Source organism: Psychrobacter pocilloporae (assembly GCF_029872915.1).
Taxonomy (GTDB): Bacteria; Pseudomonadota; Gammaproteobacteria; order Pseudomonadales; family Moraxellaceae; genus Psychrobacter; species Psychrobacter pacificensis.
Genome location: NZ_PGFT01000001.1, coordinates 1623410 through 1639552, shown reverse-complemented (window position 1 = coordinate 1639552; position 16143 = coordinate 1623410). Strand labels below are relative to the sequence as shown.

Annotated in this window: 10 protein-coding genes and 1 pseudogene; 10 read left to right on the top strand and 1 reads right to left on the bottom strand. The window is 43.8% G+C overall.

The features are described 5' to 3' along the window. Window positions 1-143: 143 nt before the first annotated feature. A complete protein-coding gene (ppc, locus tag CUR83_RS07075) occupies window positions 144-2930 on the top strand; it encodes a phosphoenolpyruvate carboxylase (RefSeq protein WP_186474497.1) in 2787 nt (928 codons plus the stop codon). Window positions 2931-3115: 185 nt separating this feature from the next. Here the strand turns inward: ppc and CUR83_RS07070 are convergent, their stop codons facing one another. Next, a complete protein-coding gene (locus CUR83_RS07070; RefSeq protein ID WP_186474498.1) occupies window positions 3116-4078 on the bottom strand; it encodes a hypothetical protein in 963 nt (320 codons plus the stop codon). Between the two features lie 246 nt (window positions 4079-4324). Between CUR83_RS07070 and CUR83_RS07065 the strand changes: the two genes are divergently transcribed. The 9 genes and pseudogenes from CUR83_RS07065 (at window position 4325) to prpF (ending at window position 16143) form a co-directional block, all read left to right on the top strand. Further along, window positions 4325-5338, top strand: coding sequence for a LysR family transcriptional regulator (locus CUR83_RS07065; protein WP_186474499.1), 1014 nt, complete (start codon window positions 4325-4327; stop codon window positions 5336-5338). 316 nt (window positions 5339-5654) lie between these two features. Further along, window positions 5655-6941 (top strand): NRAMP family divalent metal transporter, encoded by a 1287-nt coding sequence (locus CUR83_RS07060; protein ID WP_425301269.1) that lies wholly within the window; start codon window positions 5655-5657, stop codon window positions 6939-6941. A 359-nt stretch (window positions 6942-7300) separates the two neighbouring features. Continuing rightward, entirely contained in the window at window positions 7301-8194 is an 894-nt protein-coding gene (gene prpB, locus CUR83_RS07055; RefSeq protein ID WP_284719366.1) for a methylisocitrate lyase, read from the top strand. 66 nt (window positions 8195-8260) lie between these two features. Beyond that, on the top strand, window positions 8261-9388 hold the full coding sequence (gene prpC / locus CUR83_RS07050) for a bifunctional 2-methylcitrate synthase/citrate synthase (protein ID WP_284719365.1): 1128 nt from the start codon (window positions 8261-8263) through the stop codon (window positions 9386-9388). Window positions 9389-9691: 303 nt separating this feature from the next. Beyond that, window positions 9692-12325: a Fe/S-dependent 2-methylisocitrate dehydratase AcnD gene (gene acnD, locus CUR83_RS07045; protein ID WP_186475537.1), complete on the top strand. Its 2634-nt coding sequence runs from the start codon at window positions 9692-9694 to the stop codon at window positions 12323-12325. A 218-nt stretch (window positions 12326-12543) separates the two neighbouring features. Further along, window positions 12544-12804 (top strand): annotated as a pseudogene (locus tag CUR83_RS07040) (type II toxin-antitoxin system Phd/YefM family antitoxin); the annotation flags it as partial. A 101-nt stretch (window positions 12805-12905) separates the two neighbouring features. Further along, the gene (locus CUR83_RS07035) at window positions 12906-13166 is read left to right on the top strand and encodes a Txe/YoeB family addiction module toxin (RefSeq protein WP_037025847.1); all 261 of its coding nucleotides are present in this window, start codon (window positions 12906-12908) and stop codon (window positions 13164-13166) included. A 38-nt stretch (window positions 13167-13204) separates the two neighbouring features. Further along, on the top strand, window positions 13205-14887 hold the full coding sequence (locus CUR83_RS07030; protein ID WP_284719364.1) for a hypothetical protein: 1683 nt from the start codon (window positions 13205-13207) through the stop codon (window positions 14885-14887). 11 nt (window positions 14888-14898) lie between these two features. Then, on the top strand, window positions 14899-16143 hold the full coding sequence (gene prpF, locus CUR83_RS07025; protein WP_284719363.1) for a 2-methylaconitate cis-trans isomerase PrpF: 1245 nt from the start codon (window positions 14899-14901) through the stop codon (window positions 16141-16143).

The window sequence follows — 16143 nt, the reverse complement described above, 5'->3', positions numbered from 1 at the left end:
CTTTGAGCGTTAAACATAACTACCCATTCATGTTAAATTGTAAAAAACGGTAAGGATATCTGTAGAGATAAAAAGTCTATGATAGCCCTAATATTATACTCGTTAACACTGTACTCACTCATTTAATAAGAAGGTTGTTAAGGATGACTTTAGATAATAACGTACTACGTAAACGCACCAGCTTATTGGGTTCATTGCTAGGCGATGCCATTTCTCGCCAATCTGGAGAGCAGACAATAAAGACCATTGAGACCCTGCGTAAAGGTTTCATTCAACAGCGCCGTGAGCCAAATGAGGCACATAAACAGCAGCTTATCGACTTTATTGCGTCTCTGGACAATCAAACTTTAAAAAACGTCATACGCGGCTTTTCTATCTATTTTTTCTTAGCCAATCTCAGCGAAGAAAACTACTTGCGTGAGCAGCGTCATAAGCTGCGTATGCAATCGGAGCAAAGCTGGGAGGGGTCATTTCGCCGTACCTTACTTGAGTGCCGTGAGCGCAATATCGAGCCGGCTCAAATGCAAGAGCTGATTGATCAGCTCAAATTTACGCCTGTATTTACCGCTCATCCTACCGAAGCGCGTCGCCGTACCACAATGAATATCTTACAAAGTCTATTCACGCACAGCGACGCTTTAAACAATGTGTCTGAAAACAGCTTCGCCTACGAGCAAGCCAAAGAGCAAACCGCTCAGACGATTGATCTACTATGGTCATCAGATGAAGTGCGCACGCGCAAGCCATTGGTATATGACGAGATTAACAACGGCCTGCATTACTTTAACGCCAGCTTATTCAATGCCATTCCCAAAGTATATCGTAATATCAAAAAAGCCATTGTTGATATCTATCCAGAGCTGACCGACTATCCACTGCCTGCCTTTATGAGCTTTGGCTCGTGGATTGGCGGTGATAGAGATGGCAATCCTTTTGTGACGTTTGAGACCACAGAGCTTGCCGTGTTGATGCATGCTGATACCGTACTGCGTCACTATCAAGTACTACTCAAAAAACTGCGCCGACAGCTCATTCATAGTGACACTATTGTCACCGTGTCTCCCGACGTATATGCCAAGATCAAAAGTTATGATGAGCTCGATCAGCGTGTATTTGATTACAACCTCGATGATTACGGCAACGAGCCATACCGCCGTCTGCTTTCTTTAATACTCACTAAGGTCAATGCCACCAATCGCCGCATTCAAAGCAAAGGGACTGACATCGAGGCTGAAAAAGACGCATACGCCAATCCAGAAGAGCTGCTAGAGGACTTACGTATTATCCGCCAAAGTGTCGCTACTCACGACAAGGCGCATGCAGATGGGTTGTTGCTCGATGTGATTCGCCTGGTAAAAACTTGCGGCTTTCATTTGGCGGCGCTCGATATCCGTCAAGAGTCGTCTTATCATGGTGAAGTGATTGCAGATATCTTTGCGAGTGCTTCCAACCTGCCTGATTATCAAACGCTAAGCGAAACCGAACGTCAAGAGTGGCTCACACGCTTGTTAGAAAAACCGGGTACGCCGCTCATCTATACTGATAACCTAACAGACAAAACGCGTGAGCAATTGTCATTGATGAATTCGGTCGCCACCTTACGCAAATTGGTGGGACAGGCGACTTTTGGCAGCTATGTTATCTCAATGACGAACAATGCCAGCCAGCTACTAGAAGTGTTGCTGTTAATGCGATTTGCAGGCTTATGTACGATTGATGCTGACGGTCAATTGTCTGCTGATCTACCTGTCGCACCGTTGTTCGAAACCATCGAAGATCTTAAAAACATCGATAAAATCTTGCCTGCTGTGTTAGACAATCCACTATATCGCGGATTGCTACAGAATACAGATAATACGCAAGAGATCATGCTAGGTTATTCGGACTCATCAAAAGATGGCGGTATCATCACCTCGGCTTGGCAGCTGTATAGTGCGCAGCAAACCATTAATAGTATTGCTGAGCAATATGGTATAAAAACACGGTTATTCCATGGTCGCGGCGGTTCGGTGAGTCGCGGCGGCGGATCAACGCACAAAGCCATTGCGGCACAGCCGGCTGGCACGTTACATGGTCAGATTAAAGTGACCGAACAAGGCGAAGTGCTTTATGCCAAATATGCCAATACGGATACTGCCGTGTTTGAGCTGACCATGGCAATCACGGGTACACTCAAAGCCTGCTCGACAAGATTTGTCGTGCAACCGACTGAGTTACCAGAGTATGAAGCCTTGTTTGCACGGTTAGCAGAAGCAGGCGAACAACGTTATCGAGAGCTGACCGATCATACGGAAGGGTTTTATAAATTCTACTCACAAGTGACCCCAGTACAAGAAATCTCCTTACTGAACATTGGCTCACGTCCTGCCCATCGCAAAAAAGGCTTGCCAAGTAAAACCACATTGCGAGCGATTCCTTGGGTATTTGGCTGGTCGTTAGCACGCTTTACCCTACCTGCTTGGTATGGCGTTGGTAGTGCTCTGCACAGTGTCAGAGACAACGAGATTTTGATGAAAGAGATGAATGCGCGCTGGCCATTTTTTAGTGTCTTTATCAGTAATATCGAGATGGCTTTTACCAAATCTGAGATGAATATTGCACAAGCATATAGCCAGTTGTGTGATGACGAGGCGCTACGCGAACAGATCATGAGTGAGGTGCTCGATGAGCATGAGCTGACTTCTTCCGGTCTGAATTCTTTGCTAGATCAAGAAACGCTTTTATCTGGTCAGCGAAACCTTGCAGCATCTCTGCAGTGGCGAGACGCTTATCTAGACCCGATTAACTATATACAGATTGAGCTGTTGAAGCGTGCTAGACAACAAAATGAAGATACGACAGATAACCATAAAGATGGCGATCTCAATGTAGAAGACCCATTGATCCGTAGTATTAACGCACTGGCAGCGGGTTTACGTAATACGGGGTAAGAGACGATACGACTGACCAACCAACGAGAATATTCTGATAGATTGCTACTGTCATAGTTATTTTAGTGTGCTTGCCAGCACGATGGTGATAAAAAAAATGTACGGTCGCCCATTATTTTTCCGTGGCACGGTACAAGGTACTATATGCCTCTGCTGTAATTAAAATGCGCCTAAACCTAACTATTCTAATCGTTAGTCTCACGATACAACGTGGTTTGTGACTCTTGCCTAAAGTCTTCATAGGTAATGGCAGCCTCACTCTCTGGAGCTGGAGAGGGTTCTATAGGCTCAACTTCAGCTGCTGGCACGTTTTGTTCGCTATTGTCTGCATTAATCGATTGTACTGACACTAACGGCTCCTCGACCGTATTGGCGTCATTAGGTAATGGATCGTCATCGCTATTCACTACAGGTTCGGCGCCGACCACTGGCGTGCTAGTGGTCGACGCAGGCGTTGTCCCATTTAAGCCACTATCATTGCTAACAGTAGTATCAGAAATAGAAATCGATAAAAATCCTGTAAAAATAAGGGTAAGTACGACGATAGCAATGAGTAGTGAACCAAAAATCATACCAATAATGAGAGGTTTTTTACTACTGACCACTTTTTTTTGTGGTTTTATAGCATCCCTATGATCTGGTTCCAATGGGTTGGATTTAGTATCTAAAGGGTCATCGATCGTTGTGTTAGATAAAGGCGTCGCTTGATCGAGAACGACAGAAGATGGCTTTTTTTCTTCATTATTCTTACTTAAATCACTATTTAAGTTATGGTCAACACCAGCATAATTATCCATTCGTGTATCTGACACCTTGTTTTGTGTCGATGCATTTTGACCTGAAAAATCAAAAGTAGCGTTTGTTGTGCCGATGTCGGCAAACTCTAATCTTGGCTCTTTATCGTTATTTTCATCTTCGAATAGTTGCAACTCTTCTACGCTTAGAGGCTCAAAAGCAGGTAACTTACTTGCCGTTTTTAAGGATGTTGAATCATCATTATCATTTTGGGTATCATTTTCAGCGCTTTGGACTCGACTGATAAAACGTTCGTAAATATTGTTTTTGACACGCTTACGCGATTTTTTATGAACGAGTTGAGACAACTCTTTGTCAAAATCAGTACCGATGTCTTTTTTTTCGTCGTTCATAAAATAAAACCAAGCCAGTTTATGCTACTGACAGTAAATGACTGATAAAATGAAGTTGTGATTTTTATTGCTCAAATGTAACAGCATCACTAGTCCCCAATATAGTTGCTCACACCCCTATCTTCAAGCACAATTTATTTTAGGTCGCTAATATTTGCACAGCTTGTCTTAAGTTAAGTAGTGAGGTAGAAGCTTATTAAAAACGGCTTGTATAGAGACAACATATACCATAACAGGCTTAATAACATGGATTTAAAACAGCTCAATGCATTTATTGCTGTCGCGAATTTGCGCAGCTTTAGTGCAGCCGCAGAAAAGACAGGACTGTCACAGCCAAGTTTGAGCCGCCTGCTGAAACAGCTTGAGACCGATATGGATGTCGTGCTTATCGATCGTTACCACAGGCCATTACATCTGACTGAAGCGGGCGAATTTTTTTACGATAAGATAAGCACCATACTGACAGAAATCGAGACCGTCACGAGTATGACCCAGCGTTTATCAGCGCCAAGTAGTGCGCTAAACATTGGCTTTGTGCCGTCAGTATTATATGGGTTACTCCCTGAAATCATCGCCATGCTCAAGCAGTCCAATTCTGATATAGAGGTCAACCTCAAAGATATCAGCTCTTATCAGCAAATGGAGGCACTCAAATCTGGTGAGATTGATATCGGTTTTGGGCGTTTTGCCCATCAAGATCCATGGATTCAACAAATATTACTGCGTCATGAGCGCTACGTGGTGGCCTTACCAAAGTCGCATCCTCTTGCCCATGTAAAGGAGCAGCGATTGATAGATTTGGCAAATAATCGCTTGATTTTATACCATCAAACGCATTTGCCGATTGCCACCACACTACCGACATCAGAGTCCATCAAAGCAAAGCAGGAAGCCAATACAAAAACCAGGCGTGTCATCAATGAAAAATCTGCACTTAGCGAGCCGATTACGGAGCCGTTGTTACATTTGTTTGCACAATACGGTATCTCACCCTTTATGACTACCACGGTGAGTGACTTGCAAGTAGCTCTAGGCTTAGTCGCTGCGGGCGAAGGTATCACGCTTGTACCTGCCAGCTTAACCACAGTACGTACAGAACAAATCAGCTATCAGCGTTTGGTACACGAAAACGTCACCTCTCCTATTTATTTGCATACTCTCAAAGACTTTGTGCATCCAAGTATCTCTGAGTTATTGAATGCTATCTATCAGGTCTATGAAGAAAGAGGCATCACCTACCGGCGACAAAAATTTGTGTAACGTCCTTAAATGACCAGATATTGCGTGGATATTGTGTTATAAAGAAACGCCAAAAATAATCTGCCTTAATACTTGATATTATCAGATTAATATGCTAACCAAAAAGAATGGCAATGCAAACAAATAGTAATAACTATCACTGTTAATAAATAGAATAATCATTCTCCTGAATCGTATTGGTGTGCTAAAGTCGATACAAGATTAATCGTTTTATAAAAAAGCACGTATAAACATGTCTAAAGCGGTTGTCTAGTGATCACTGGCAAACTGACACAGGTAAGTGATGTTTTGCCGTTTTAACCATTTCGAGGTATTCATGTCCACACAACCACTCAACAACCCAAGTACCACTGACGATATCGTTACTGAGCAACAAGAAGGCTTTAGTTGGCGTATTTTTGGTCCAGGTATTTTGATGGCGACCGCTGCAATCGGTGGCTCGCATCTGATTTCATCAACGCAGGCTGGCGCTATCTACGGCTGGCAGTTGGCGATTATGATTGTTTTAGCCAACGTATTTAAATATCCGTTTTTTCGCTTTGCAACTGATTATGTTTACGATACGGGCGAGAGCTTGATTGCAGGCTACGCCAAGCGCTCAAAGGTGTATCTGTGGGTATATTTTATCCTCTCTATCTTATCAGCGGTCATCAGTACGGGTGCGGTCTCGCTAATTGCAGCGGTGATTTTAGGCTTTATGCTACCCGCCTCTCTTGAGTTATCGACGATGGTGCTGTCTATGATCATCGTAGCCGTCTCTTGGTTCTTTTTGATAGCCGGTCATTATAAATTGCTCGATGGCGTGACTAAATGGATTATGATTGCTTTGACGGCAGCTACCGTTGCCGCAGTCATGATTGCCGCTGGCAAGCCCACGGTTATGGCAGCAGATTTTATTGCTGTGTCTCCTTGGAACCTAGCGACACTCGGTTTCATCGTCGCACTCATGGGCTGGATGCCAGCGCCGCTTGAGTTTGCCGCGATTACTTCTATGTGGACCTCTGCCAAAGTCAAAACCGATCACACCACGCACAAGCAAGGCTTGCTCGACTTTAATGTCGGTTATACCGTTTCAGCGATTCTAGCCTTGTTTTTCTTGTCACTTGGTGTGTTTGTCCAGTATGGTTCAGGACAAGAGATTGAGTTGGTCGGCGGTGCTTATATCAACCAGTTAATCAATATGTATACGGCAACTATCGGTGAATGGTCACGATTGCTGGTAGCGTTCGTCGCCTTCATGTGTATGTTTGGCACCACGATTACTTGTGCCGACGGCTATGGCCGTGCCAATGCTGAGTGCTGGCGTTTGCTAAAAGGCGAAAGCGAAATCAATAAAAGGCAAATCGCTTTTTGGACGACATACGCTATCGGTGGCGGGCTGGTGATTATTACGTTCTTCACGGGACAATTGGGCGCAATGCTTAAGTTTGCCATGATATCCGCGTTTGTCTCTGCGCCTATCTTTGGTTGGCTCAACTACTCATTGGTTAAGAAACATAAAAAACTGTCCGCAGGTATGAACGCTCTGTCTATCGCAGGCTTGATATTCTTGGCAGGATTTGCCTTATTGTTCTTAGCCAATTTGGCAGGTTTATTTGCTTAAACTTAGTCTTTTTTAAGCTCATGATAAATGAAGCCCTAATAGCTCAGCTGTTAGGGCTTTTTGGTAGGAACAGGACAATTCGTAGAGCAATATGCCTATTGTAACTGTAACTAAATGTAAATTATAAAGCCTCTTAATATTTGAATATTTGGGTAATATGAATACTTATCATAGCGAAGTATTGAAAAATACATAATGGTATTTGTTTTATGAATAATATTAAATTAACTACAATTAACAATTAAACATAATAAACAATAATCTACAAGCTAACCTTTGCAGACGTGGATAATTGGGTATAATCAGTGACAACAACAAGATTATTTTATATCCATACAAGCTCATGAAAGGATACTCACATGACCTCACTCTCAGCAGGTGCACGCTTTCGCAGTGCGCTTAAACAAAAAAATGATAATAACCAGCCACTACAAATTGCAGGCGCGATCAATGCCTACACCGCGATGATGGCGACCCAAGTCGGTCACCAAGCGCTGTATCTCTCTGGTGGCGGTGTGGCAAACGCGTCATTTGGTTTGCCTGACTTGGGCATGACCAGCCTTGATAACGTGCTAGAAGACGCTCGCCGTATTACGGATGCAGTCGATACCCCGCTACTTGTCGATATTGATACCGGCTTTGGCGGTGCGTTTAATATTGCTCAAACCATCAAAAAAATGGAAAAGGCAGGCGTGGCAGCCGTCCATATCGAAGACCAAGTCGCGCAAAAGCGCTGTGGTCACCGTCCTAACAAAGAAATTGTTAGCATCTCAGAAATGGTTGATCGCCTAAAAGCGGCATTGGATACGAAAACGGATTCTGATTTTGTGGTGATGGCTCGTACTGATGCGTTATCAGTCGAGGGCTTAGACGCTGCTGTTGAACGTGCTGTTGCCTTTGCCGAAGCAGGTGCAGACATGATCTTTGCAGAAGCGCTGACCGATATCGAGATGTATCGTAAATTTACCGATGTACTCGACATTCCCGTCCTCGCTAATATGACCGAGTTTGGTCAGACCGATCTGTATACCACTGACCAGCTGTACGGTGTGGGCGTCGATATGGTGCTGTACCCACTATCCGCTTTCCGCGCCATGAATAAAGCAGCACTGAATGTCTATCAACATCTATTAGATGACGGCACGCAAGAAAAAGTCGTCGATACCATGCAGACGCGCATGGAGCTTTATGATTTCTTAAACTATCACGAGTTTGAGCAAACCTTAGACAAACTGTTTGCGGACAATAAATAATCATAATAAGCAGTATTTTCACTCAACAAAACAATATAAAAAGCTACCCACAAAAGGAATGTAGACATGGCAGCACAGAAAGAACTTTCAGGCGCAGGACTTCGCGGACAAGTCGCTGGCAAGACAGCATTATCAACCGTTGGCAAATCGGGCTCTGGTCTGACCTATCGCGGCTATGACGTATCAGAGCTGGCGGATAAATGTATTTTTGAAGAAGTCGCGTATTTACTGCTATACGGTAATTTACCTACGCAAAGCGAGCTTGAGAATTATCAAGCTAAGCTCAAAAGCCTGCGCGGCCTACCACAAGCATTAAAAGACGTGCTTGAACGTATTCCAAGCGACGCCCATCCAATGGATGTACTGCGCACGGGCTGCTCAATGCTGGGCAACCTTGAGAGCGAAACGGATTTCGCTCAGCAAAACGATAAAACTGATCGTATGCTTGCCGCATTTTCCTCAATCATCAACTACTGGTACCGCTTTAGCCATGATAACGTGCGTATCGAGACTGAGACGGATGATGCGACCATCGGCGGTCATTTCTTGCATCTGCTCAAAGGCGAAAAACCAAACGAGCTACACGAAAAAGTCATGAACGTGTCGCTTATCTTGTATGCAGAGCATGAGTTCAACGCCTCAACCTTTACTGCGCGTGTCTGTGCGTCGACTTTGTCTGACATCCATTCTTGTATCACTGGCGCAATCGGTTCACTACGTGGTCCATTGCATGGCGGCGCGAATGAAGCGGCGATGGATATGATTGAGGGCTTTAGCTCAGCTGATGAAGCCGAGACAAAGATGATGGCCATGCTAGCACGTAAAAACAAAATCATGGGCTTTGGTCATGCCATCTATAGCGAATCAGATCCACGTAACGTCGTCATCAAAGGTTGGTCTGAAAAACTGGCCGCTGATGTTGGTGACGAGGTGCTCTACCCTGTGTCTGTGCGTGTTGAAGACGTGATGTGGCGCGAGAAAAAACTGTTTGCGAATGCTGATTTTTTCCATGCATCAGCCTATCACTTTATGGGTATCCCGACCAAACTCTTCACGCCAATATTTGTCTGCTCACGCTTGACTGGCTGGGCCGCTCACGTGTTTGAGCAACGTGCCAACAACCGTATCATTCGCCCAAGTGCCGAATATACGGGTGAAGAGCTGCGTCCTGTACCAGATATGAGCGCGCGTTAAGTTGATTTCTTTTAAGTAGCTATTGTTACGTACTTATTATCAGCTAGCGGCAGTGCTAGCTGATACAGGTATGTCGATTGAGCCTAGCTATGATATTTTTAGGTTTGATCGTCATACGCTATTTTTTTTATAGATCATGCCATCTTAACTTTCAATATCGATTCTTTAGCAAAGCCTGCAATAATGGACGATGATGATGATTTTGCTAAAGGAATGAATTTTTATCTAATATCGACGTTTAACTACTTATCAAAATTAGACAACAGCCAAAGGTGACTTATGGACAACGCCCTCGTACAACCCATGAACGATGAATTCAAAAAACCACTTCCTGATACTGACCTTTACTACTTTGACACTCGCGAAGCTGTCGAGCGCATCGAAGCAGGTGCTTATGACAAGCTACCATTTTGCTCAAAAGTATTGTGTGAAAACCTTGTGCGCCGTTGCCCACCTGAGGATTTAACGGCAGCACTAAAGCAGCATATCGAAGGCAAGCAAGATCTTGATTTTCCTTGGTACCCTGCCCGCGTCGTTTGTCACGATATCTTGGGTCAGACGGCCTTTGTTGATTTGGCAGGCTTGCGTGATGCCATTGCTGAGCAAGGCGGTGATCCGTCCAAGGTAAACCCTATCGTGCCCACTCAGCTTATCGTTGACCATTCATTGGCGGTTGAGCACGCAGGCTTTGAAGAAGACGCCTTTGAGAAAAACCGTGCGATTGAAGAGCGCCGTAACGATGACCGCTTTCACTTCATCAACTGGTGCCAGTATGCCTTTGACAATGTCAACGTCGTACCGCCTGGTAACGGCATCATGCACCAGATCAACCTAGAGAAAATGTCACCTGTCGTACAGGTCGTACACAATAAAGCGGGTGAAGAAGTCGCATTCGCTGATACGTTGGTTGGTACGGATAGTCACACGCCGATGGTCGATGCCCTAGGTGTGATCTCAATCGGTGTGGGCGGTCTAGAAGCCGAAAGCGTCATGCTAGGCAACCCCTCTTATATGCGCCTGCCTGATTACGTTGGGGTCAAATTAACAGGCAAACTGCAAAAAGGCATTACTGGTACGGATCTCGTACTGGCGATGACGGAGTTCTTACGCGACGCAGGTGTGGTCTCTACCTATATTGAATTCTTTGGTGACGGTGCACGCCAGCTAAGTGTTGGTGACCGCGCCTCTATCTCCAATATGACGCCTGAATATGGCGCCACTGCTGCGATGTTCTATATCGATGAGCAAACCATTGACTATCTGCGTCTGACGGGTCGTTCTGAGGAACAGATTAAACTGGTTGAGCAGTATGCTAAGCAAACGGGTCTATGGGCTGATGGCATGGAAAAAGCCGAATATGCACGCGTCCTTGAGTTTGATTTGTCATCAGTCGGTCGTAACATGGCAGGCCCGTCGCGTCCCCATGCGCGTGTATCTACTGATGATTTGGTGGCCAAAGGCATCGCCCACGCGCCTGATCAAAAACTCCCTGAACCAAAAGATGGTCTCATGCCAGATGGCGCAGTGATTATCGCGGCGATTACCAGCTGTACCAATACCTCAAACCCTCGCAACATGGTAGCTGCAGGTCTTGTCGCCCGTAACGCGAATGCCAAAGGACTATTGCGTAAACCGTGGGTTAAGTCCTCACTCGCACCCGGCTCAAAAACGGTCAAAATGTATTTAGAAGAAGCAGGTCTAATGCCAGAGCTACAAGAAATCGGTTTTGATGTAGTAGGCTTTGCCTGTACGACATGTAACGGCATGAGCGGCGCGCTTGACCCTGACATCGAGCAAGAAATCATCGACAATGATTTGTTCACCACGGCAGTGCTATCTGGTAACCGTAACTTTGACGGTCGTATCCATCCGTATGCCAAGCAAGCATTTTTAGCATCGCCGCCACTGGTTATCGCTTATGCCATCGCTGGTAACATCCGTTTTGATATTGAAAAAGACTCGTTGGGTAAAGACCAAGACGGCAATGATGTCTATCTAAAAGACATCTGGTTTGATGACGAAGAAGTGGATGCCATTGTTGCTTCTGCTGTTAAGCCTGAGCAGTTTAATGCCGTCTATATCCCAATGTTTGATGAGGCCAAAAAAGATACGGGCAAAGCGTTAAGCCCATTGTACGACTGGCGTGAAATGACCACGTATATTCGTCGTCCGCCGTATTGGGAAGGTCAAATGGCAGCGATGAACAAACTAAAAGGTATGCGTCCGCTTGCCGTATTAGGCGATAACATCACAACCGATCATATGTCGCCATCAAATGCTATTCTTGGTACGTCCGCAGCTGGCGAGTATTTGGACACTATGGGCTTGCCTGCTGAGGACTACAACTCATACGCGACCCATCGCGGCGACCATTTAACCGCGCAACGTGCCACCTTTGCCAACCCTAAACTATTGAACGAAATGGTACGCGATGAAGATGGTGAAGTTATCCAAGGCTCACTGGCGCGTGTTGAGCCAGAAGGTCAAGTCATGCGCATGTGGGAAGCGATTGAAACCTACATGAACCGTGAGCAGCCGCTGATCATCATCGCAGGTGATGGCTATGGTCAAGGCTCAAGCCGTGACTGGGCGGCCAAAGGCGTCCGTCTCGCTGGTGTGGAAGCGGTTGTCGCTGAAGACTTTGAGCGTATTCATCGTCAAAACTTAGTGGGCATGGGCGCGCTGCCGCTACAGTTCGAGGAAGGCGTGACTCGTCATACGCTAAATATCGATGGCACGGAAACCTTTGACGTCACAGGTGAAGTCTCGGCTGGCGGGTTGATGACTCTAGTAATCCATCGTACCGATGGTAGTACCACTGAGACGCCTATTATCTGCCGCTTAGATACGGCTGATGAAGTAAAAATGTACAACGCTGGCGGTATGCTACAACGCTTTGCTAAAGAGTTTATCGAAGGTACGTTAGATATTGTATAAGTGTTATATGTTCTGATTAACAAACTTATCTGAAGACGCCGATGTTGTATAACCTTATATGACGTCGGTTTTTATTTGCTTTTGCGTTCTATACACTGAGTTTTGTTACTTACTCCTAAGTACTAGATAGCAGCTAAATATTGAATTTGCTTAACCAATGGCGTAATATGTACTATATATTGTACAAGTCATGAAGCGTATTATGAAAGGAGTAAACCATGAGAGTCGTTAGTTTTTCAGAAGCCAGAAAGCATCTAAAATCTGTCCTAGATACGGTAAACGATGATGCCAATGCCACTATCGTAACCCGCCGTGACGCTGATGATGCCGTTGTGATGTCACTTGATTACTACAATAGCCTGATGGAAACCGTCTATCTGCTCAAATCCCCTGCCAATGCGGCGCACTTAGCGGACTCTATTGCCCAATATAAAGCTGGCAAGACTGTCACGCGTGAGTTAATTGATACATCAGAAAATAGTGATAAAAGTGACGGTCGCAGCGATGATAATGAGCACACGGATAGCGATATTGAGAGTGCTTGAACTCAAAGGCTTTAATCAATCCAAAGGGTCTAACAATGAGTGAGCAATTAGCATGGACAGACGCTGCGTGGAAAGACTACCTGTACTGGCAAACGCAAGACAAAAAAACACTCAAGCGTATTAATAAACTTATCACCGAATGTAAGCGTAATCCGTTTGAAGGGATTGGTAAACCTGAACCTTTAAAAGAAAACCTATCTGGATTTTGGTCAAGACGCATCGATGACGCCAATCGATTGGTATATGCCGTCGATGATAATTATCTGACGATTATCTCTTGTCGCTATCATTATTAATTTAAAAAAATTATTCATTAAAAGAGAGTGATATAGACATGGCTGATTATAATGATGAAGAGTATGAATATAATTTAAAAGCTAGATTAGAAATACTCAAAACAAAAATAAACGATGGTAAGGTTAAAATTGCTCCTCATCTAATCGACGATTTTAGAAACAGTATTGCCAACATTCAATATTCGGAAGATGGAGGTGTAATCTTATATACAGTTGATGACCGTATAAGGTCTATGGCATTAGCTATTAGCCATTTTGATGAAAGAGATAAGCTAAAAAAGCAATTTTCATTGTTCGATATTCAAAACGCTTATTTCCAGATAATAGAAAATAAGTTTCAGCCTATTTTTAAGAAAATGATTGAAGAGAACATTAATGCACATCAATTAGCTTCTTTTTACTCATCCAATGATCGGTTTATCAAAAACGTAGCACCACAGATTAATGAATTTATTAATAATGTATATGAATTTTGGAGAAATATTGGTGATGTTGGTTGTTGGCATTTAGAGGATAGTATTGATAATTTGAACGGAATATACGGTGGTGATTTATTTCCCTCATATAGCGAAAACATAGCTTCCAAATGTGGCATCTATACAGATACTCTTGCTTTACCAGATCCTTTCGTGCGATCTAAATATGTACTCGAGAATTCCGATGATGCAACTAGAGTTTACTATTTTATAAAGCATGGTTTGAATGTCCTAAAATATAAAGATTTAGCATGTATAGATTTGACATACCCTATCGTTGCTATTTTACCAGATATGCAAAATCTTGAAGAAGATGATGGAAGAGATATTTTTAGGATTTTAGGGAGAAATGACGCTATTATTCATGCTCAAAATATATTTAGAACTGATTTTTCAAGTGAAGAAGATCTAATTGATTTCATGAGCGCCTTCAAAACTATAGAAGATTTAGAAGATCAAATAATGAATAAAGATAGAATATTATTTGATACTGAGTGGAATGGGAACTTTAGAGATAATTTCAATAGATATAAAAAGACAATACCAGAAAATATCCTTGTAGGAACGACTCCAGGCAATATATTGCACTCACAAATAGTTAGCAGGATGGCTATTAGTAATGAGCTACTACTTAAGTCAAAACAGTTATCAGGCGTCCCTATTATTGAGGCGCCAACATCTTGGAAATACTTTAACTGGAAGTTAGAGTATGACTCTCTAAGAGCTGAAAACCACTATTCAGTTGAAGGTTTACATATTCTGAAGGGTTTAGATGATTTGTCTCATGCAGATATGCCTTGGATTGGAGATATACCTCCAGAGTCGCTGATAGAGTTAAGAAGACAAGGCGCTTTACACGAGATACGGGATATACTAGGTGATAGTATTCAAAATCTTATTGAAACCAATCCAGAAAATTTCAATGCAACTCGTGATCAATTGCATAAGAATATTGATAATTCTTTAAGTATGCATAGAAAAAAGCTAGAAGAACTTAGACAAAAAAAATGGAAGTTTGCAGGACGCGATATTGGTTCATGGATTGTGATGGGAGGAATTGAAGTGGCAGCAGCTTTAACTGGAACTGAGTCATGGGGAATGGGTGCAATTATAGCAGGTCAATTTCTAGATCCGCCTCAGCTAAAAGATATACCAAAAAAATACAAAGAAATTTCAGCTGAGGATAAAGCAGTTAAAAAATCACCTGTCGGGCTACTATTTAAATCAAGTAATAAAAATAATTAAAAGGAATAAAAATGACTTCCCAATCAAAAGCTTCTTTCGCTCCGCAAATCTCCGTCCCTGCCACCTATATGCGTGGCGGTACCTCAAAGGGTACGTTTTTTAAATTATCCGACCTACCTGAGCGTTGCCAAGTTGCTGGCGAGTCACGTGATAAGTTTCTGCTGCGTGTCATCGGTAGCCCAGATCCTTATGGTAAGCAAATTGATGGTCTCGGCAATGGCAGCTCTAGTACCTCAAAGACCGTTATCTTATCGGCCTCTGACAGACCAGATCATGACGTGAATTATCTGTTTGGACAAGTTAATATCGCAAAGCCCATGATTGATTGGGCGGGTAACTGTGGTAACTTAACTGCAGCCGTCGGTGCCTGTGCCATTAATATGGGTCTAGTTGATGCCGACAAAATTGCTAATAGTATCGATGACAATGCTGAAAGCGGGATTTGTGAAGTGCGTATCTGGCAAGAAAATATTGGTAAAACCATCATTGCTCATGTGCCAGTCTATAAAGATGCAAATGACAAAGTACAGGTTCAAGAGACAGGTGATTTTGAATTAGACGGTGTCACCTTCCCAGCAGCTGAAGTCAAAATTGAGTTTATCGATCCGGTTGATGCCACCAGCGACATGTTCCCGACGGGCAATTTGGTCGATGATTTCGATGTATCAGGCTGCGGTCTAAATGCTGATAGCATCAAAGCGACCTTCATTAGTGCAGGTATCCCAACCATCTTTATAAACGCAGAAGATTTGGGCTTTACGGGTACTGAGCTACAAGGCGACATTAATAGTGATAGTGAGCTACTTACCAAGCTTGAAAAAATCCGTGCCACAGGCGGCGTGGCGATGGGATTATTTAAAGATGTGAGCGAGGCGCAAACCAGCCAACACATTCCTAAAATCGCATGGGTTGGTAACGCACAGAGCTATAGCGCCTCTAGTGGTAAATCGGTCGATGCAGAAGAGATTGATCTAGTCGTCCGTGCCATGAGTATGGGGCAATTGCATCACGCCATGATGGGGACAGCAGCAGTCGCTATTGCTGCAGCAGCAACCACGCAAGGCACGCTTGTTAACAAAGCTGCTGGTGGTGGCGAGCTGACAGAGGTACGTTTTGGTCATCCATCAGGGACATTGCTCGTTGGCGGAAAAACCGAACAGGTCGATGGGCGCTGGCAAGCCAAAAAAGTGTCGATGAGTCGTTCAGCAAGGCGTATCATGGTTGGTGAAATTTTTGTGCCTGCGGATGCATTTTAA

Coding starts and splice junctions, on each gene's coding strand:
- ppc (WP_186474497.1), top strand. CDS start 144: ATGACTTTAGATAATAACGTACTACGTAAACGCACCAGCTTATTGGGT.
- prpC (WP_284719365.1), top strand. CDS start 8,261: ATGGCAGCACAGAAAGAACTTTCAGGCGCAGGACTTCGCGGACAAGTC.
- prpF (WP_284719363.1), top strand. CDS start 14,899: ATGACTTCCCAATCAAAAGCTTCTTTCGCTCCGCAAATCTCCGTCCCT.
- CUR83_RS07030 (WP_284719364.1), top strand. CDS start 13,205: ATGGCTGATTATAATGATGAAGAGTATGAATATAATTTAAAAGCTAGA.
- acnD (WP_186475537.1), top strand. CDS start 9,692: ATGAACGATGAATTCAAAAAACCACTTCCTGATACTGACCTTTACTAC.
- CUR83_RS07035 (WP_037025847.1), top strand. CDS start 12,906: ATGAGTGAGCAATTAGCATGGACAGACGCTGCGTGGAAAGACTACCTG.
- CUR83_RS07065 (WP_186474499.1), top strand. CDS start 4,325: ATGGATTTAAAACAGCTCAATGCATTTATTGCTGTCGCGAATTTGCGC.
- prpB (WP_284719366.1), top strand. CDS start 7,301: ATGACCTCACTCTCAGCAGGTGCACGCTTTCGCAGTGCGCTTAAACAA.
- CUR83_RS07070 (WP_186474498.1), bottom strand. CDS start 4,078: ATGAACGACGAAAAAAAAGACATCGGTACTGATTTTGACAAAGAGTTG.
- CUR83_RS07060 (WP_425301269.1), top strand. CDS start 5,655: ATGTCCACACAACCACTCAACAACCCAAGTACCACTGACGATATCGTT.